Source organism: Mycobacterium sp. 852002-51613_SCH5001154 (assembly GCF_001667425.1).
GTDB lineage: Bacteria > Actinomycetota > Actinomycetes > Mycobacteriales > Mycobacteriaceae > Mycobacterium.
Genome location: NZ_LZII01000014.1, coordinates 53560 through 68872 on the forward strand (window position 1 = coordinate 53560; position 15313 = coordinate 68872).

The following is a 15313-nucleotide window of genomic DNA, read 5'->3' on the forward strand; positions in this document are numbered from 1 at the left end:
TACTATTTCCGCCTTTGCAGACGTAGCGTGATCGCGCCGAAGACCAGCACCATTCCCCCACACCAAGCCAGGCTGGCCGCCAGATTGTCGAGCGCCACATGGCCCGAGCCCAACCCGCGCAGAGTTTCGGCGACCACTGACAGCGGCTGGTTGCGTACATACGGGCGCAACCACGCGGGGAAGGTGCTTTCGGGCGCGATCCCTGTGGACAGCATGAACAGCAACAGTTGGGGGACAAACAGTACGTGGCTGGTGCCTTGGGGGCTACTGGTGCTGGAGCCGAGTGCGTCGGCGGCCAGTGCAACGGCTAAGCCCAGGAGCAACGCGATGGCGATAAAGGCCAGCGCGTACACCAGTCCGCCGGTGATCCGGAATCCGAAGGCGTAGCCGGCGGCGATCGCCACCGCCAGGGCGAGCGCGGCCCGGACTAAGGTCGCCATTATTCGGGCACTCACCGGAACTGCCGCGGCGATCGGCAGCGTCCGCAACCGCTCCCCCATCCCATGCAGGTGATCACGTGCTGCGCGATCCGCGGTGAGCATCGCGACCAGAACCACTGCCTGGATGGCGACCGCCGGGACCAGGTACTGCGAATAGCTGACGTGTCCGGTGTCGACCAGGCCGTGCAGCGCCAGGGAGAAGCCGGCCAGATATCCGACGGGCGAGAATATTTCGAACATCAGGCCGCCGTCTCGCGCCGCGGCGAGTAGCGCGCGTTCGGTAAGGGCGCCCAGGGCGGTCATGGTTGGGCAACGGGCCGCTCGGTGAGGTGCAGGAACGCCTCGTCGAGCGAAGGTTTGCGCAGCGAGATGTCGATGAGTTCGACGCCGATTGCGTCGACCCGTCTAAGCACCTCACCCAGAGTGGCTACCCCGTCGGGGGCCGGCACGGAGACGAAATTCATGTCGGTGTCGATATCGATCCCTTCGAGCCCGTTCAGCGCCGCCGCAACCTTTGGCAGGTCGGCGGGATTGGCCGGGGTCACCTGGCAGTAGCTGCTGCCCACCCTCCGCTTCAGATCCTCGGCGGTGCCGCTGGCGATCACCTGTCCGTGGTCGATGACCACGATGGAGTCGCTCAGCACGTCGGCCTCTTCCAAATACTGTGTGGTCAGCAGCACGGTGACGCCCTGCAGAGCCAACGAACTGACGAATGACCACATGGCTCGGCGGCTGCGTGGGTCAAGCCCGGTGGTTGGCTCGTCGAGGAAAAGGACTTTGGGCAGCACCACCAGGGCGCTGGCGAGATCGACGCGCCGCCACATCCCGCCGGAGTAGGTGGATACCCGCCGATCGGCTGCCTCGACGAGGTCGAACTGCTCGAGAAGCTCGTCGGCGCGAGTCTTGGCCTGCTGGCGACGCAGGCCGCGCAGCCTGCCGAACAGCACCAGATTTTCTCGCCCAGTAAGGAGTGGGTCCATCCCGGTGAACTGTCCGGCCATCCCAATGCTGGCGCGCACCTGGCCGGCCTGACGGACGACGTCGTATCCACTGACGAAGGCACGGCCCGAAGTGGGGCGGATCAGAGTGGACAGGATATTTATGGTGGTGGTCTTACCGGCGCCATTGTGGCCGAGCAGGCCGCACACCGTCCCAGCCGGAACCGAGAAGTTCACGCCCTTGAGCGCAGATGTTTTCCCCCCAAATGTCTTCGTGAGGCCGACAACCTCGATCGCCAGTGGGCTCACCGTCCGAGTATTTCATGGTGCATGTCTCGATGTTGCCGTATGGCCAGTTGCCGACGTTTCGCGGATGGGGAAGCCTTCGTCGGCGTCGCCCCGCCGGGGGCCGAGCGTCCCAATATGCGCTGCATTCCCACAAGCCTACAAGAATCGCTGCGCCTCAACGTATTTCGGGTCACAGTGACCAGCCGATCGTCGACTGCGGGTGTCAAATCAATGAAAAGCCCGGGCAATGATTGCTCGCAGCAATTTGTTCGCCATCGCCACGGCGCGGGAATCTCGGTGAGCCGACAGCCTGGCTTCGGTCTCCGTGAGTGGGTGAGCGATCACGGCCGGCCAATGCTTCTTCCGATTGATCGATCGTGGCTCAAGCTCCATGAGGCGATTACGCGCGGCCGTGGCGTCTGCGCTGTCTCGCGTGAGCACCACGAGACCTCCGCGAAGCCACGGCAAAGTCGAAAGAGACCGCAGCACCAAAGACTCGAAATAGCATGGGTACCAGCCAGCTGAGGCAAACAAGTCGAGCATGTGTGGAAGCGTTTCGGCGGACTCGGACTGTGTGTCCGGCGAACGTAAAAGAGCTATCCGGTCCTGCGCATGCCGCGTTATGTTTTCGACCACCGTGCTATCGAACTTCGCAGCTTTATAGTTTAGCCCCGCATAAATCACAAGATCGAAGGTTTGCCCTAGGTCCAGGGGTTTTCCGAGATCGGCCTCCACGTATTCGTCAACTTCGAGGTACGTCGGCCGTGTTTCGACACAATCGACTCCTTTTATCTGACTGGTTCCATGAAAAGCGAAGTACTTAAGGTAGGCGCCGGACGTAGGACCGATTTGCAGTACTGATCTGGGACAATGGCGGTCTGCGAGATAGCGGAATGGGGGCAGGTCAATGTACAGTTCGGCACTCCGGTGGCTACTATTATTTGTAAATAACCATCTTCGATGCCGCTGTGGCCGCTTTTTGCGATCCGAATCATGCAAGAATTGAACGTCCGCTGCGAGACCAGAAAGATGGGCCTCCGGGTTGAAGATTCTGTCGATCGACCTAACAACTTTTTGTAGTGATGTGGTGGTGGTCGCCGGTTGTGCAGTCAAACTTGCATAAGCCGGCGCAACAGGGTCGTGGACGACGTCGCGCGGCCACTCGAAGTCGGACTTCGATAGCTGCGCATATTTGAGCGCTTCCAGCGTCAAGTCTTGGGCGGTAAAGGCGGGGCCACGAATGATGCGGTCATAGACCACTTTCCAATGGATACCATGTGCGACGTCAAGCCGATACCGATTCCGCTCTAAATTGGCGATCCACCCGACCAATATCTTGCTGGTGAACTGCTCGACGCTTCGCACAGGAAAGTGAGCGATAGTCACATCGTGCAGCTTCACTTTGCGCAACGGCAAGCCTGCGTAGCTAGCCCCGTGGTTGCCCTGCTTGATGCTGAGTTTCATATCGAGTTTGGGCTTCGTGACGATTATTGGCTTATACCAAGGTTTCTCGTCAACCCTCCGATGAGTAATACTCCGCAACGGATCCGATATGCCATCTTCGGGCCCAGTTGGCGCAGGTATATAGGTGCGCCAAGAGTACTGCGCCTGAGTACCCGGACGCAGGGCACGCAATTGGGTGTATAACGTTTCTCGTGACGGCGCCACAATAAACTCGTCAGCATCTAGCAGGAACACGAAGCGCGGCCCAAATATCGGCACTACCTTTCGGTACACCGCGGTTACAATTTCCGCTTGAAAGTGGCCTACCACTGGATCGTCGAATACGAGGATTGGAAGTCCTTCTCGTTGCAACTGCACGAGAATTCCACGAGTGTCATCGACCGAATCATTGTCGATGATCACCAACGCATCCATCAAGCTCAGATTGTGCCGAACAAATGCTTCGATGACGTCGGCTTCGTTTTTCACCATCGCTATGCCCAGCGCTTCAATCATGCGTGTGGCCTACTCACGTTCACATTCCGTCAAGACAAAGCAGAGAATTGGATGTTTCACTGGCGAGCAGGCCGAATCGTGGCGGCCACTTTCATGCTCGAAGAGCAATATAACGGCTGCCTCGCTCTCTTGGGCCTGAGGGGGCGGTCTGGCGCCGATGGCCTTGACTCCGGAGGCGTCGGCGACCATCGCGTAGTGCCCCGCCGCGATCAGACAAGACGCTTCACACGGGCGAACTCTTCCACAAGATCGGCGGCTCGGGCGGCGCTTTCGGCGGGTTTCGTCATGTGGTGGGCGAAATCACGAGCGCGAGCGGCATATTCGGGTGCCAGGATCCGGCGCAGGTCCTGGACCAACGATTCACGGGTAGTGGCCGCGAACCGCCGTGCGGTCCCGACCTTCAATCGTCTCACCGCCATTGCCCAAAAGGGCTGATCGCCCGACGTCCACCAGATCAACGTCGGAAGTCCGGCACGGAGACCAGCGGCTGTGGTACCCGAGCCGCCGTGATGAACGACGGCACGGCAAACAGGGAAAATCCTGCCGTAATTTGCCATACCTATCACATTGACATGTTCGAATTGCGTTGCGCCGCTGCTGAAGTCACGCCCACCCGTACAAACCAACGCCCGCTCGCCCAGTTCCGCACAGGCGACGCCGATCATTTCGAGGGTGGCGGCCGGTGATTCGGCGGCGATGGTTCCCAGGGCAAAGCAGATCGGCGGTCTCCCGGAAGCAATCCACGATGCAACCTCATCGTCGTCCTCCGTGGTCAGCTCCATCGTCAGAGGACCGACAAAGGGACGCCGAGGGCCCCATTTTGCCCATTCAGCCTCTAAGTCTGGAAAGAATGCCTTGTCGTATGCCTGGATTTCCAGCGATCCCCGTTCCGCGATTCGTCTCGCCGCGACACGCTTCGCTGCGGGTAAGCCCAGTTCACGGCGCTGCGCGTCCTCGGCCCTCTTGTTCATGCGCCAACAAAACCAGTCGTGGAATGTCAGCGCCGAACACATCAGGGGCGATGGCACACCGGCCAAAAGCTGGCCATTGGGCCGCACCGGGAAGTAATGAAGGGTGGCAAACGGGATGTCGTACGCCTCCGCGACGCTGACAGCGAGATCCTGATAAAGCAGACCAGTGCACAGCAGGTCAGCCCCGCCGGCCAGCGAAGCCAGCGTCTCGCTCATCTCCCGCCAGGCTCGAAGGCAGGGCTCCCAAAGCTCGCGCACCAGCCTGATCGGCTCCCGGATGGTCCAGAGACTGCGGAGCATGTTCGGCCAGAAGCCGCGAAGGAATTCCTCATCCCAAAAAGCCTGCAATTCGGGACCGTAAGCATGGGCCGTAAGCCCGGCCTCTTTGGCGAAATCAACGAAGTTGGGCGGGACGGCCATACAAACCTCGTGCCCTCGGCGCAGCAATTCGCTACCGAGAGCAACGGAAGGCTCGATATCGCCGCGACTCCCATAGCTCGCCAGCACCAGCTTCAACCGGGCATCACCACCGACTTGTGGCGGCGCGGGCGCCGCGATCTCACTCATGCGCGGCACCCATCGGTTTGACGCCTGAGCGGCGTCAAAGTCGTCCGGTTGTCGCCATTACCAGTGCCACAGCGCATAACGCCTCCCCCGAGTTCGGCCATGGGCAGCCAACATCTAACTTTCCGTCATTTGCGAAAGCCGACGCAAGGGGGTTTTGCGATATTGAGCCGGTTGGCCCGAATTCTTTACCCGGCGACGGCTCCCGGCTCGAAGAACGGCGCCCCGTATTCGGTCACCGGCTCGAAGCCGCGCTTGCGCGCCTTCTCGGCGGCCTTGCGAATAAGGGCGTAGATGCCGACGAACGCCGCGTGATCGGTCATCACGAACGGCGTCAGCAGCCGGTTGTGCACCAGCGAGAAGGCCAGGCCGCTCGCCGGGTCGGTCCAGCCGAGCGAGCCGCCCAGCCCGACATGGCCGAAGCCGGGCATCACGTTCCCGATGGGCAGGCTGTGGTAGCCCAGGTGGAATGCCAGCGGCATGAATAGGTTTCGGTCCGGGCGCAGGCTCCGTCGACCGGTCAGGCCGGCGACGAGCTCCCGGGACAGGAACCGGATACCGTCGACCTCGCCGCCGTTGGCGATGGCCCCGTACATCCGTGCCAGCCCACGGGCCGTCACCACCCCGTTGGCCGCCGGGATCTCCGCGTCCAGCAGGGGGGTGTCACCCTGGACGGCGGCTACCATGCCCGGGAAGTACATGGACCGGAACCCGCCGGACAGCTCGTTCGCCACCTTGCGCGTCACGAAGCTGAGGACCGGGTTCCGCACGAGGTTCTGCGGCGCCACGATCTGGGCGACCCGCGTCGGCGCCCCGACCGGCGGCCGACCCAGGTACAGCCCGTCGGTGCCCAGCGGCTCGGCGAGCTCCTCGCGGATCAGCACTCGCATGCCTTTTCCGGTCACGCCCCGGGCCAGGCCGGACATCAACCATCCGAAGGTCAGCGCGTGATAGGCCGACTTGCCCAACAGCCGTCCCGGCGCCGCCGCGGCCAGCCGTTCTTCCATCACGACGTGGTCCAGCAAGTCTTCGGAGCTGGCGCCGCGCAGGCCCGACAGGCCGGCAGCGTGCCTCATCACGTCGCGCACGGTGAGGTTCGCCTTGCCGTTGGCCGCGAAGTCCGGCCAGTACTCGGCAACCGGCGCCTCGTAGTCGATCAGCCCGCGGTCGGCGAGCCGGTGAATGACGGTGGCCGCCATGCCCTTTGTCGCCGAGAACACCATCGGTGCGGTGTCGGCCGACCACGGCGTATGGCCACCTCGATCGGACCACCCCGTCCAGACGTCCACGACGGGTTGGCCGTCCAGATACACCGCCAGCGCGCCGCCGCCGAAGCGGCGAGCGGGGAACATGCTGGAGAAACTGCGAACGACGCATCCGAAGTGTGAGTCCGCCGCGCCGGACACACGGTGACCTGCGTCAAGGTCATCGTGGACAGGGACCGCGCGGCGATCGACTCGGGTTTCCACCGTCACATTTTTGAATTTACTTGGATTTCACACCTTCCCGGAGCGAAATCGGATTGTTTATCTATCCGTTATTCTGACGCTGCCGTTAATATTTGCTGCGCCGCAAGCGCGGGGGTCAACTCCCCCGCCTTGACCTGGCGCTCGATGTCGGCACGCATCTTGCGCACCTTCGGATTGGACAGCACCCGATTTAGGACGGTGTCGCGCACCATCTGCCACGTCCAGTCGACTTGCTGAGCGCGCCGGCGCGCCTCGAACTCGCCGGCCTCGGTGAGCACCTGGCGATGACGCTCGATGTTGTCCCACAATTCCTGCAAGCCGGTCCCCTCCGTCGCGCTCATCGTGAGAACCGGCGGCCGCCAGAGTGTTTCACGGGGATGAATCAGCCTGATCGCCGAGGACAGCTCGCGCGCGGCCATCCGCGCCTCGGCGAGGTGCTCCCCGTCGGCCTTGTTCACCACCACGATGTCGGCCAGCTCCAGCGCGCCCTTCTTGATGCCTTGCAGCTGATCGCCGCTGCGCGCCAGGGTCAGCAGCACGAACGTGTCGACCATGTTGGCCACCGTCACCTCGGACTGACCGACGCCGACGGTCTCGATGATGATCACGTCGAAACCGGCGGCCTCCAACAACACCACCGTCTCGCGGGTGGCCTTTGCTACGCCGCCCAGGGTGCCCGACGTGGGCGACGGGCGGATGTACGCATCCGGGTGCACCGCCAGCCGCGCCATCCGGGTCTTGTCGCCGAGGATCGATCCACCGCTGCGCGTCGACGACGGGTCGACGGCCAGCACCGCGACCCGGTGGCCCTGCTCGATCAGATGCATGCCGAGGGCCTCGATGGTGGTGGATTTCCCCACCCCGGGGGTCCCGGTGATGCCGACGCGGTGCGCGTTGCCCGAGTCCGGGGTCAGCGCGAGCAGCAGCTGCTGCGCCTTCTCGTGATGGTCGGCGCGGGTGGACTCCAGGAGCGTGATGGCCCGCGGCAGCGCCGCGCGGTCGCCGCCGCGAACGGCGTCGGCCAACGCCTCGACGGTGTCGCTCTTGCGGGCTGCCATCTAGTCGAGCGTGTAACCCAGTCGCTCGGCAAGCTTGTGCAGCAAGCCGATCGCGGCCTCGGCGATCACCGTCCCGGGCGGGAAGATGGCGGCGGCCCCGGCCCGGTAGAGCTCGTCGAAGTCACCGGGCGGGATGACCCCGCCGACCACGATCATGATGTCGGGCCGTCCGACCTCGGCGAGCGCGTCACGAAGTGCCGGTACCAGCGTCAGGTGACCGGCGGCCAGCGACGAAACGCCGACGACGTGCGCGTCGTTGTCGGCGGCCTGGCGGGCGACCTCCTCGGGTGTGGAGAACAGCGAGCCGACGTCGACGTCGAAGCCGAGGTCGGCGAAGGCCGTCGCGATCACCTTCTGCCCGCGGTCGTGACCGTCCTGGCCCATCTTGGCCACCAGAATCCTGGGCCGGCGGCCGTCGGCCTCGGCGAACTTCTCGACTAGTTCGGTGGCGGTTGCGATGTTCTGGGCCTTTCCGGCTTCGTCGCGGTAGACGCCGGCGATGGTGCGGATCTCCGCCTGGTGCCGGCCGTATACCTTTTCCAGCGCGTCGGAGATCTCCCCGACCGTGGCCTTGGCTCGGGCGGCGTTGATCGCCAGCGCCAGCAGATTATTACCCAACCCGTCCTCGCCGGCGCGACCGTGTGCGGCGGCGGCCCGGGACAGGTCGGCGAGGGCGGCGTCGACGGCGGACTGGTCGCGGCCGGCCCGCAGCTCTTGGAGTTTGGCCAGCTGCTCGGCGCGCACCCGGCTGTTCTCGACCTTGAGGACCTCGACCTCCTGGTCCTCTTCGACCTGATACTTGTTGACGCCGATCACCGGCTGGATCCCGGAGTCGATGCGGGCCTGGGTCCGCGCGGCGGCCTCCTCGATGCGCAGCTTCGGGATGCCCTCGTTGATGGCCTGGGCCATGCCGCCGTGCTCGGCCACCTCCGCGATGTGCGCGCGGGCGCGCTGCGCGAGCTGGTGGGTCAGCCACTCCACGTAGTACGAGCCGCCCCACGGGTCGATGGGCCGCGTGGTGCCCGACTCCTGCTGCAGCAGCAGCTGGGTGTTGCGCGCGATGCGCGCGGAGAAATCCGTGGGCAGCGCCAGCGCCTCGTCGAGGGCGTTGGTGTGCAGCGACTGGGTGTGGCCCTGGGTCGCGGCCATGGCCTCGATGCAGGTGCGCGCGACGTTGTTGAACGCGTCCTGGGCGGTCAGCGACCAGCCGGAGGTCTGCGAATGTGTGCGCAGCGACAGCGATTTGGGGTTCTTCGGGTTGAACTGGGCAACCAGCTCGCTCCACAGCAGCCGGCCCGCCCGCAGCTTGGCGACCTCCATGAAGAAGTTCATTCCGATGCCCCAGAAGAACGACAACCGCGGCGCGAACTTGTCGATGTCCAGGTCGGCATCCAGGCCCGCCTTGATGTAGTCGACGCCATCGGCCAGCGTGTAGGCCAGCTCCAAATCGGCTGTGGCGCCTGCCTCTTGGATGTGATAGCCGGAGATCGAGATGGAGTTGAACTTCGGCATCTTCGCGCTGGTGTAGCCGAAGATGTCGGAGATGATCCGCATCGACGGCTTGGGCGGATAGATGTAGGTGTTGCGCACCATGAATTCTTTGAGGATGTCGTTCTGGATGGTGCCCGCCAGCTTCTCCGGCGGCACCCCCTGCTCCTCGGCGGCCACCACGTACAACGCCAGGATCGGCAGCACGGCGCCGTTCATGGTCATCGACACCGACACCGTTGACAGGTCGATACCGTCGAACAGCTGACGCATATCAAGAATGGAATCGATTGCCACACCGGCCATTCCGACGTCGCCCTGGACGCGGGGATGGTCGGAGTCGTAGCCGCGGTGGGTGGCCAGGTCGAAGGCCACCGACAGGCCCTTCTGGCCGGCCGCCAGGTTGCGGCGGTAGAACGCGTTCGACTCGGCCGCGGTGGAGAACCCCGCGTACTGGCGGATGGTCCACGGCTGGTTGACGTACATCGTGGGGTACGGGCCGCGCAGGAATGGCGGTTCGCCGGGGAAGCTGTTCAGCGGGTAACCGCCGGCCACCGCGGCGGCCCGGTCGGCGCCGATGTACACCGGCTTGACGGCGATGTCTTCGGGCGTGTGCCACTCGAGCTGATCGGGCGTGTACCAGTGCGCCGCCGCGGCGGCCGCGACGTGCTTTTCCACGGCGGCTTCGTTGGGCGGCGGCAGCGGGCGGTCGCCGTTCAGCGGGACGTCGGCGAAGTTACCGATCACGGGTGCGGTTGTGGTCATGGCGGCTACGCTCCCAGTCGAGTCAGCAGGTTCGAAAGGGCCTCGACCGCATTGATTTTCGCGGTCAGGAATTCGTCGGGCCGGTGCTCGGCGTCGGCCACGGCCTTCTCCGGGCCGGCCAGGTAGATCCTTAACACACCGGCGGTTCGGGCCGCCTCGACAATCGCGGCGGCCTCGTCCTGGTAGCGCTTGTCGGTGCCGCAGATGACCGCGGCGCTCGGCGATCCCGCGTCGGCGACCGCCTTCGCGACACCGGCGGCGTCGACCGTGCCCGGGTTTACGGCTTCGATGCCGCCCGACGCCAGCAGGTTTGCGGCGAACGTGGCCCGGATGTTGTGCTCGGCGAGCGGGCCCAACGGAAGCAACAACGCCTGCGGACGCGCACCGGTGCTGGCCAGGAAGGCGTCGGAACGATCGCGCAACGCCTCGAATGCGGCGGCGTACCGCTGCAGGTTGCCGGCGGCCAGCGGTGAAGCCGACGAATCATCGTGCGGCAGGGCGGGTTCGGTGAGATTCGGGAACTCGTTGACACCGGTGATCGCCGTGCGGCGGTGCGCGATGTCGTCGGCGCGGCGCGCGGCGACCTCGGCGATCTGGTCGGCGACGTACTCGCGCGCCTCGACGAACCCGCCGCGCGCCTCGATGGCCTGGAAGTGCTCCCAGGCCTGCTCCGCGAGCCGGGCGGTGAGGTCCTCGACGAACCAGGAACCGCCCGCCGGGTCCAGCACCCGGCCGACGTGCGACTCCTCCAAGAGCAGCAGCTGGGTGTTGCGGGCGATCCGGCGCGCGAAGCTTCTGGCCGTGCCGGGGAAGCCGCCCGGGATCGCCACGTCGAACGGGAGCACCAGCACGGTGTCGGCGCCGCCGACGCCCGCGCCGAAGGCGGCCAGCGTGCAGCGCAGCATGTTCACCCACGGGTCGCGTTGGGTCATCATCGGCAGCGACGTTTCGGCGTGCACGGTGACGGCGCCGCCGTCGGGGTCACCGACGACCTCCGCGACCCGCGCCCACAGGTGGCGCACGGCCCGCATCTTGGCGAGCGTCACGAACTGGTCGTCGTCGGCGGCCAGCCGGAAACTGATCTGCCGCAACGCCTCCCCGACCGACATGCCCGACTCGGTGAGCGTCCGGAGATAGGTCACCCCGGCGGCTACGGTGCCGGCCAGCTCCCACGTCGCGTTGGCGCCCAGGTTGTGGAAGGCGGGCCCGTCGACGGTGATCGCACGCACGCCGCGCTCCCGGGCCGCGCGCTTGGCGACCGCGACAACCTCGTCCACCGCGGGCACGGGACGATCGCTCAGTGCCGCGGTGAAGGGGTCGCCGCCCAGGTCGATCGAGAGTATTTCGCGCTGGTCTGGTTGGACACCGGCGGCCAACGCCAACATGACGTCGGCGGCGGCGGAGTAGTCCGCGCCCGGGTCGACGATGACCGGCGCCATGCTCAGGTGCACGCCCTGCAGGGCGTCGGCGAGCTGGTCGACCGTCACGCCGGATTCGCCCACCCGCAGCACCAGCGCGCCGGCCCCGTTACCGAGTGCTTCGAGCACCGCCGAGTTGACATCCTGGGCCGTTACTCCGGCGACGCGATCGGCGGGGAACGCCTCGGCCACCTTCCAACCGGACTTGACGTCGCGCAGCGCATCGGCGCCCCGCACGAAAGGCCACTCGCCCGGCAACGGCGGTTCCGGCAGCTCGTCCAGCGCCGTGTACAGCGCCCGGACGGCGATGCCGTCATAGGTCGGGGTTTCCAGCAGCCGCTCGGGCTGGTCGCCGAGCTCCTCGGGGTCCTTCCGGGTGCTTTTCGACAGCACGCCGGCGACCGCACTGCGCCAACGCCCGCGAACCTGTTCTAGTTCGGCGAGCTCGGGTACATCAATGGACACCGATTGCTCCCTTTTTTGCCAGCAAATGGGGCCTGCGACTTACTAATGAGGCTAATTGATCGAGCCTGTCGGCTGAAAACCGCGCGGCGCGACCAGCAAGGCAGGCCGGTGATGAAACGCCAGCCTCGGGAAACGAGTTATTCACCTGCGCCCCGTAACCTTTACAGGCGTGACGGCTTCCGCCACCTGCAAAATCAACCGGACGCTGCGCGACCTCGGCGGCGCGCTGGGCGCCGCCGCGCGTCTGCTGTCGCGGCCCCGGGCGATCGCCACAGTGGTCGGTATCACACTGTTGATCGCGGCCGCCTCATGGCTGCCAGTGCCCACCCCGGTGCAGATGCGGGATTGGGCGGAGTCGGTCGGCCCCTGGTTCCCGCTGGCGTTTCTGGCCGCGCACATCGTGGCCACCGTGGTGCCGGTTCCGCGGACGGCGTTCACCCTGGCCGCCGGGCTGCTGTTCGGCCCGCTGACGGGTGTGGCGATCGCGGTGGGTGCCAGCACCGCGAGCGCGGTGATCGCGATGCTGCTGGTGCGCGCGGCCGGGTGGCGGCTGAACCGCCTGGTTCGCCACCGGTCCATCGACACGGTGGACGAGCGCTTGCGGCAGCGGGGCTGGCTGGCCATCTTGTCGTTGCGACTGATTCCCGCCGTGCCGTTTTCGGCGATCAACTACGCCGCCGGTGCCTCGACGGTCCGGGTGCTGCCGTACACCCTGGCCACGCTGGGCGGCTTGCTGCCCGGCACCGCCGCCGTGGTGATCCTCGGCGACGCGCTCGCCGGTCACCCCAGCTCACTGCTGTACCTGGTGTCGGTGTGCACGGCGACCCTGGGTCTGACGGGCTTGGTCATCGAGATCCGCCACTACCGCCGGCACCATCGCCGCGCGCACAGTTCCTCCGCTGACCGGCCGTCCCCCGAGCCGGCCGCCATCAGCTGATCTCCCGCAGCAAATCTGCCTAATCGCCACGGCCGCCGGGCCGAAGCTGGCAAGCTGGAACGCAGAATCACCGGCGCCACGCTCAAAGGGGGGCTGTTGGCCGGAATCCAAGCGCCGTACCCGCCGCGGTCCAGGATGCATTCCGCGTTGTTGGTCATTGCGGCGCTCTTCTGCGCCACCGCCTTCATCACCGCCGTCTACATGTTGCCGAGGAATTCCGGCCCGGCGCACGATGCCGCCCCGCCGCCGCTCCTGTCGCCGATCGATCTGCCCGCGTCGACTGCGGTCGGCCCCGGTGCGGGCATTTACGTCCAGTACGCCGACGGGACGGGCGGAATGGGCTGCACCGCCGGGTTTTTGGTGCGCACCAGCACCGGTCAGGTCGGTGTCCTCACCGCGGGCCACTGCAACCGCTCCGGCGGGGCCAGCAAGGTGACGATGAACTTCGCCGGCATCCTCCCCTATGCGACGCTGGGCACGTTCAGCCAGACGGTCAGCGAGGGCGTTCACAGCGAACAGCACGACATCGGCCTCATCGTGCTCAACGGCGACAACGTCCCGCAGAACCCGGCCATCGGGGCCTCCTTGCCGGTCTCCGGCGTCGCCACCGACCTGCAGCCCGGCCAGGAACTGTGCAAATTCGGCATGGGCTCGGGCGAGGCGACCTGCGGTCCGATCACCGAGGTCACCGGCAGCAAGGTCGTGTTCATGGCACCCGGCCAATGCGGCGATTCCGGCGGCCCCGTCTATCTCGACGAAGGCAACGGCACGGTTCGCGCCGTCGGCATCCTGATCCGCGGGGGTGACCCGTTCAGGCATAAGCCCGGGTGCTCGGTCCCGGCGAAGTTCTCGGTCGCCGAACTCATCCAGCCGTGGCTGGACAAGTGGCGGCTCACCGCAGTGATCGCGGAGGCCCCGTCCGGCTGACGGTTCGCGGTTCTCCTTCAGGTTGACTTCAGGCTGACTTCCTAGCGTCGCGGACGTTGCGGTGCGCGAGGCGCAGTTGCGCACCCAACGGGTGAATGACCGTCTACAGCAAGGGAGAGATGGGCCGAGTGAAAATCAAACAACTCATCGCCGGTTCGCTGCTCGCGGGCGCCCTCGGGGCGGCCGTGGCCGGCTTCGGCGCCGCGGTGGCGAGTGCGGATCCGCCACCGCCACCGCCGCCCGGACAGCCGGGACCGCAGCATCCGGGGGGACCGTTCGGCGGGCCACCGGGGCCGGGTGGACCGGTTGGGCCGCCCCCACCACAGGGGCCGGGCGACCCTTTCCGGCCACCGCCGCCGGGATTCTGACGGCGCGCTAGGCGCACGGAGTGGTGGCCGCCTCATCCGGGGCGGTCACCACTCACCGGCGTTCGACCGGCAGGGTAAGCCGAAATTCGGCACCGCCGTCGTGCGGCAAACACACCAGCTCGCCGCCGTGCGCACGCGCCAGCGCCCGGGCGATCGGCAGGCCCAGCCCGGCGCCGCCGTGATCGCGGGCGCGCCCGGCGTCCAGCCGCACCAGGCGCTCGAAGATCCGCTCCCGCTCGTCGTCGGGAATGCCGGGCCCGCTGTCGGTTACGGTCACCTCCACGGTGCCTTCGTGCGTGCGGACGTCGATCATGATGGAGCCTCCCGGCGAGGTGTATCGACGAGCGTTGTCGAGCAGATTGGACAGGATCTGCGCGAGCCGGGTGGGGTCCGCGTTGACAGTCAGCTCGGCCAGGCCCGTGCGACGGACGGCGAGTTGCGGTGCCAGCATGGCCGCTCGGTCGGCTTCGGCGTCCGCGATCGCGGCCAGGTCGACGTGCTGGGTGTCCAACGGCAGCCCGGCGTCGATGCGGCTCAGATCGAGCATGTCGGAGACGAGCCGACCGGCGCGGCGGGCGTCCGACAGCAGCAGGCTGGCCCGGCGATATTGACCGTCTGCCCCGTCGTCGCCTTGCTGGGAGGCGCTGTTGGCGAGTTGCTCGGCGGCGACCTGAATCCCGGCGATCGGGGTGCGCAGTTCATGGGCGGCGTCCACCAGGAAGCGCCGGGTAGCCGTCTCGGCGCGCTGGGCCGCGTCGGCGGCGCGCTGCGCCCGGCGCTCCGAGGCCTCCAAAGCGTCCAGCATTCCGTCGAAAGCGCTTGCCGCGCGGCCTAATTCAGTATTCGCGCGGTCGGGTCGCAACCGTCGCCCGCGATCACCCGTGCGGATGTCGTTGGCCAGCGCCGTCAGCCGGTCCAGCGGGCGCAACGCCACCCGGCTGACCGCCACCAACAACAGCGCGGCGGCCACCAGGGTTGCCACGCCCGCCCCGATCATCAGCAGCCGCAACTGATGCGTCACCTGCGTGGTTTGGGTGGTGTCGGCGACGAGGATCACCCGGGCGCCATTCGGCAGCGGACGCACCAGGGCCGTCGCGGTGGCGTCCGGGGGGGGGGGCGGTGGCGGGGAGACCTCGCCGGGCGTCCCGAATCCATGCGGCGGCCCGGGCGGGCCGGGCGGCGGCGCAAACCCGAAGCCGCCCATGGGCCCGCCCATCGGCGGGGGCGGCGGTCCGTGCTGCAGCGCCATCATCGGCGG

At 66.4% G+C, this 15313-nt stretch carries 12 protein-coding genes; 3 read left to right on the forward strand and 9 right to left on the reverse strand.

Annotation, left to right across the window (positions count from 1 at the left end; genetic code table 11):
* Positions 1 to 2 precede the first annotated feature (2 nt).
* The 8 genes from A5750_RS04975 to mutA all read right to left on the reverse strand — a co-directional run bounded on the left by A5750_RS04975 (position 3) and on the right by mutA (position 11823).
* On the reverse strand, positions 3 to 743 hold the full coding sequence (locus A5750_RS04975) for an ABC transporter permease (RefSeq protein ID WP_067261418.1): 741 nt from the start codon (positions 741 to 743) through the stop codon (positions 3 to 5).
* Positions 740 to 1687, reverse strand: coding sequence for a daunorubicin/doxorubicin resistance ABC transporter ATP-binding protein DrrA (locus A5750_RS04980; RefSeq protein ID WP_067261421.1), 948 nt, complete (start codon positions 1685 to 1687; stop codon positions 740 to 742). The genes A5750_RS04975 and A5750_RS04980 overlap by 4 nt, the downstream gene beginning before the upstream one ends.
* Before the next feature lie 207 nt (positions 1688 to 1894).
* A complete protein-coding gene (locus A5750_RS25185; RefSeq protein WP_082959046.1) occupies positions 1895 to 3625 on the reverse strand; it encodes a glycosyltransferase family 2 protein in 1731 nt (576 codons plus the stop codon).
* 209 nt (positions 3626 to 3834) lie between these two features.
* Complete coding sequence (locus A5750_RS04985; protein ID WP_067261456.1) at positions 3835 to 5112, reverse strand: glycosyltransferase; 1278 nt, start codon at positions 5110 to 5112, stop codon at positions 3835 to 3837.
* A 236-nt stretch (positions 5113 to 5348) separates the two neighbouring features.
* Positions 5349 to 6635: a serine hydrolase domain-containing protein gene (locus A5750_RS04990; RefSeq protein WP_067261423.1), complete on the reverse strand. Its 1287-nt coding sequence runs from the start codon at positions 6633 to 6635 to the stop codon at positions 5349 to 5351.
* A gap of 62 nt (positions 6636 to 6697) precedes the next feature.
* Positions 6698 to 7687 (reverse strand): methylmalonyl Co-A mutase-associated GTPase MeaB, encoded by a 990-nt coding sequence (gene meaB / locus A5750_RS04995; RefSeq protein ID WP_067261425.1) that lies wholly within the window; start codon positions 7685 to 7687, stop codon positions 6698 to 6700.
* Entirely contained in the window at positions 7688 to 9940 is a 2253-nt protein-coding gene (gene scpA / locus A5750_RS05000) for a methylmalonyl-CoA mutase (protein ID WP_067261427.1), read from the reverse strand.
* 5 nt (positions 9941 to 9945) lie between these two features.
* Positions 9946 to 11823, reverse strand: a complete 1878-nt coding sequence (gene mutA, locus A5750_RS05005; RefSeq protein WP_067261429.1) for a methylmalonyl-CoA mutase small subunit — start codon at positions 11821 to 11823, stop codon at positions 9946 to 9948.
* 169 nt (positions 11824 to 11992) lie between these two features.
* Between mutA and A5750_RS05010 the strand changes: the two genes are divergently transcribed.
* From A5750_RS05010 to A5750_RS25190, 3 genes are all read left to right on the forward strand, one after another.
* Complete coding sequence (locus A5750_RS05010; RefSeq protein WP_067261432.1) at positions 11993 to 12760, forward strand: TVP38/TMEM64 family protein; 768 nt, start codon at positions 11993 to 11995, stop codon at positions 12758 to 12760.
* A gap of 135 nt (positions 12761 to 12895) precedes the next feature.
* On the forward strand, positions 12896 to 13687 hold the full coding sequence (locus A5750_RS05015; RefSeq protein WP_067261434.1) for a trypsin-like serine protease: 792 nt from the start codon (positions 12896 to 12898) through the stop codon (positions 13685 to 13687).
* A gap of 128 nt (positions 13688 to 13815) precedes the next feature.
* A complete protein-coding gene (locus A5750_RS25190; RefSeq protein WP_082959047.1) occupies positions 13816 to 14055 on the forward strand; it encodes a hypothetical protein in 240 nt (79 codons plus the stop codon).
* A gap of 52 nt (positions 14056 to 14107) precedes the next feature.
* Here A5750_RS25190 and A5750_RS05020 read toward each other — a convergent pair.
* Positions 14108 to 15313, reverse strand: a 1206-nt coding sequence (locus tag A5750_RS05020) for a cell wall metabolism sensor histidine kinase WalK (protein WP_067261458.1), incomplete at its 5' end; no start/stop codon positions are given.

Excerpts from the sequence above, each read along its gene's own strand:
- A5750_RS04975 (WP_067261418.1), bottom strand. The coding sequence starts at position 743 with ATGACCGCCCTGGGCGCCCTTACCGAACGCGCGCTACTCGCCGCGGCG.
- A5750_RS25185 (WP_082959046.1), bottom strand. The coding sequence starts at position 3,625 with ATGATTGAAGCGCTGGGCATAGCGATGGTGAAAAACGAAGCCGACGTC.
- meaB (WP_067261425.1), bottom strand. The coding sequence starts at position 7,687 with ATGGCAGCCCGCAAGAGCGACACCGTCGAGGCGTTGGCCGACGCCGTT.
- scpA (WP_067261427.1), bottom strand. The coding sequence starts at position 9,940 with ATGACCACAACCGCACCCGTGATCGGTAACTTCGCCGACGTCCCGCTG.
- A5750_RS05015 (WP_067261434.1), top strand. The coding sequence starts at position 12,896 with ATGCATTCCGCGTTGTTGGTCATTGCGGCGCTCTTCTGCGCCACCGCC.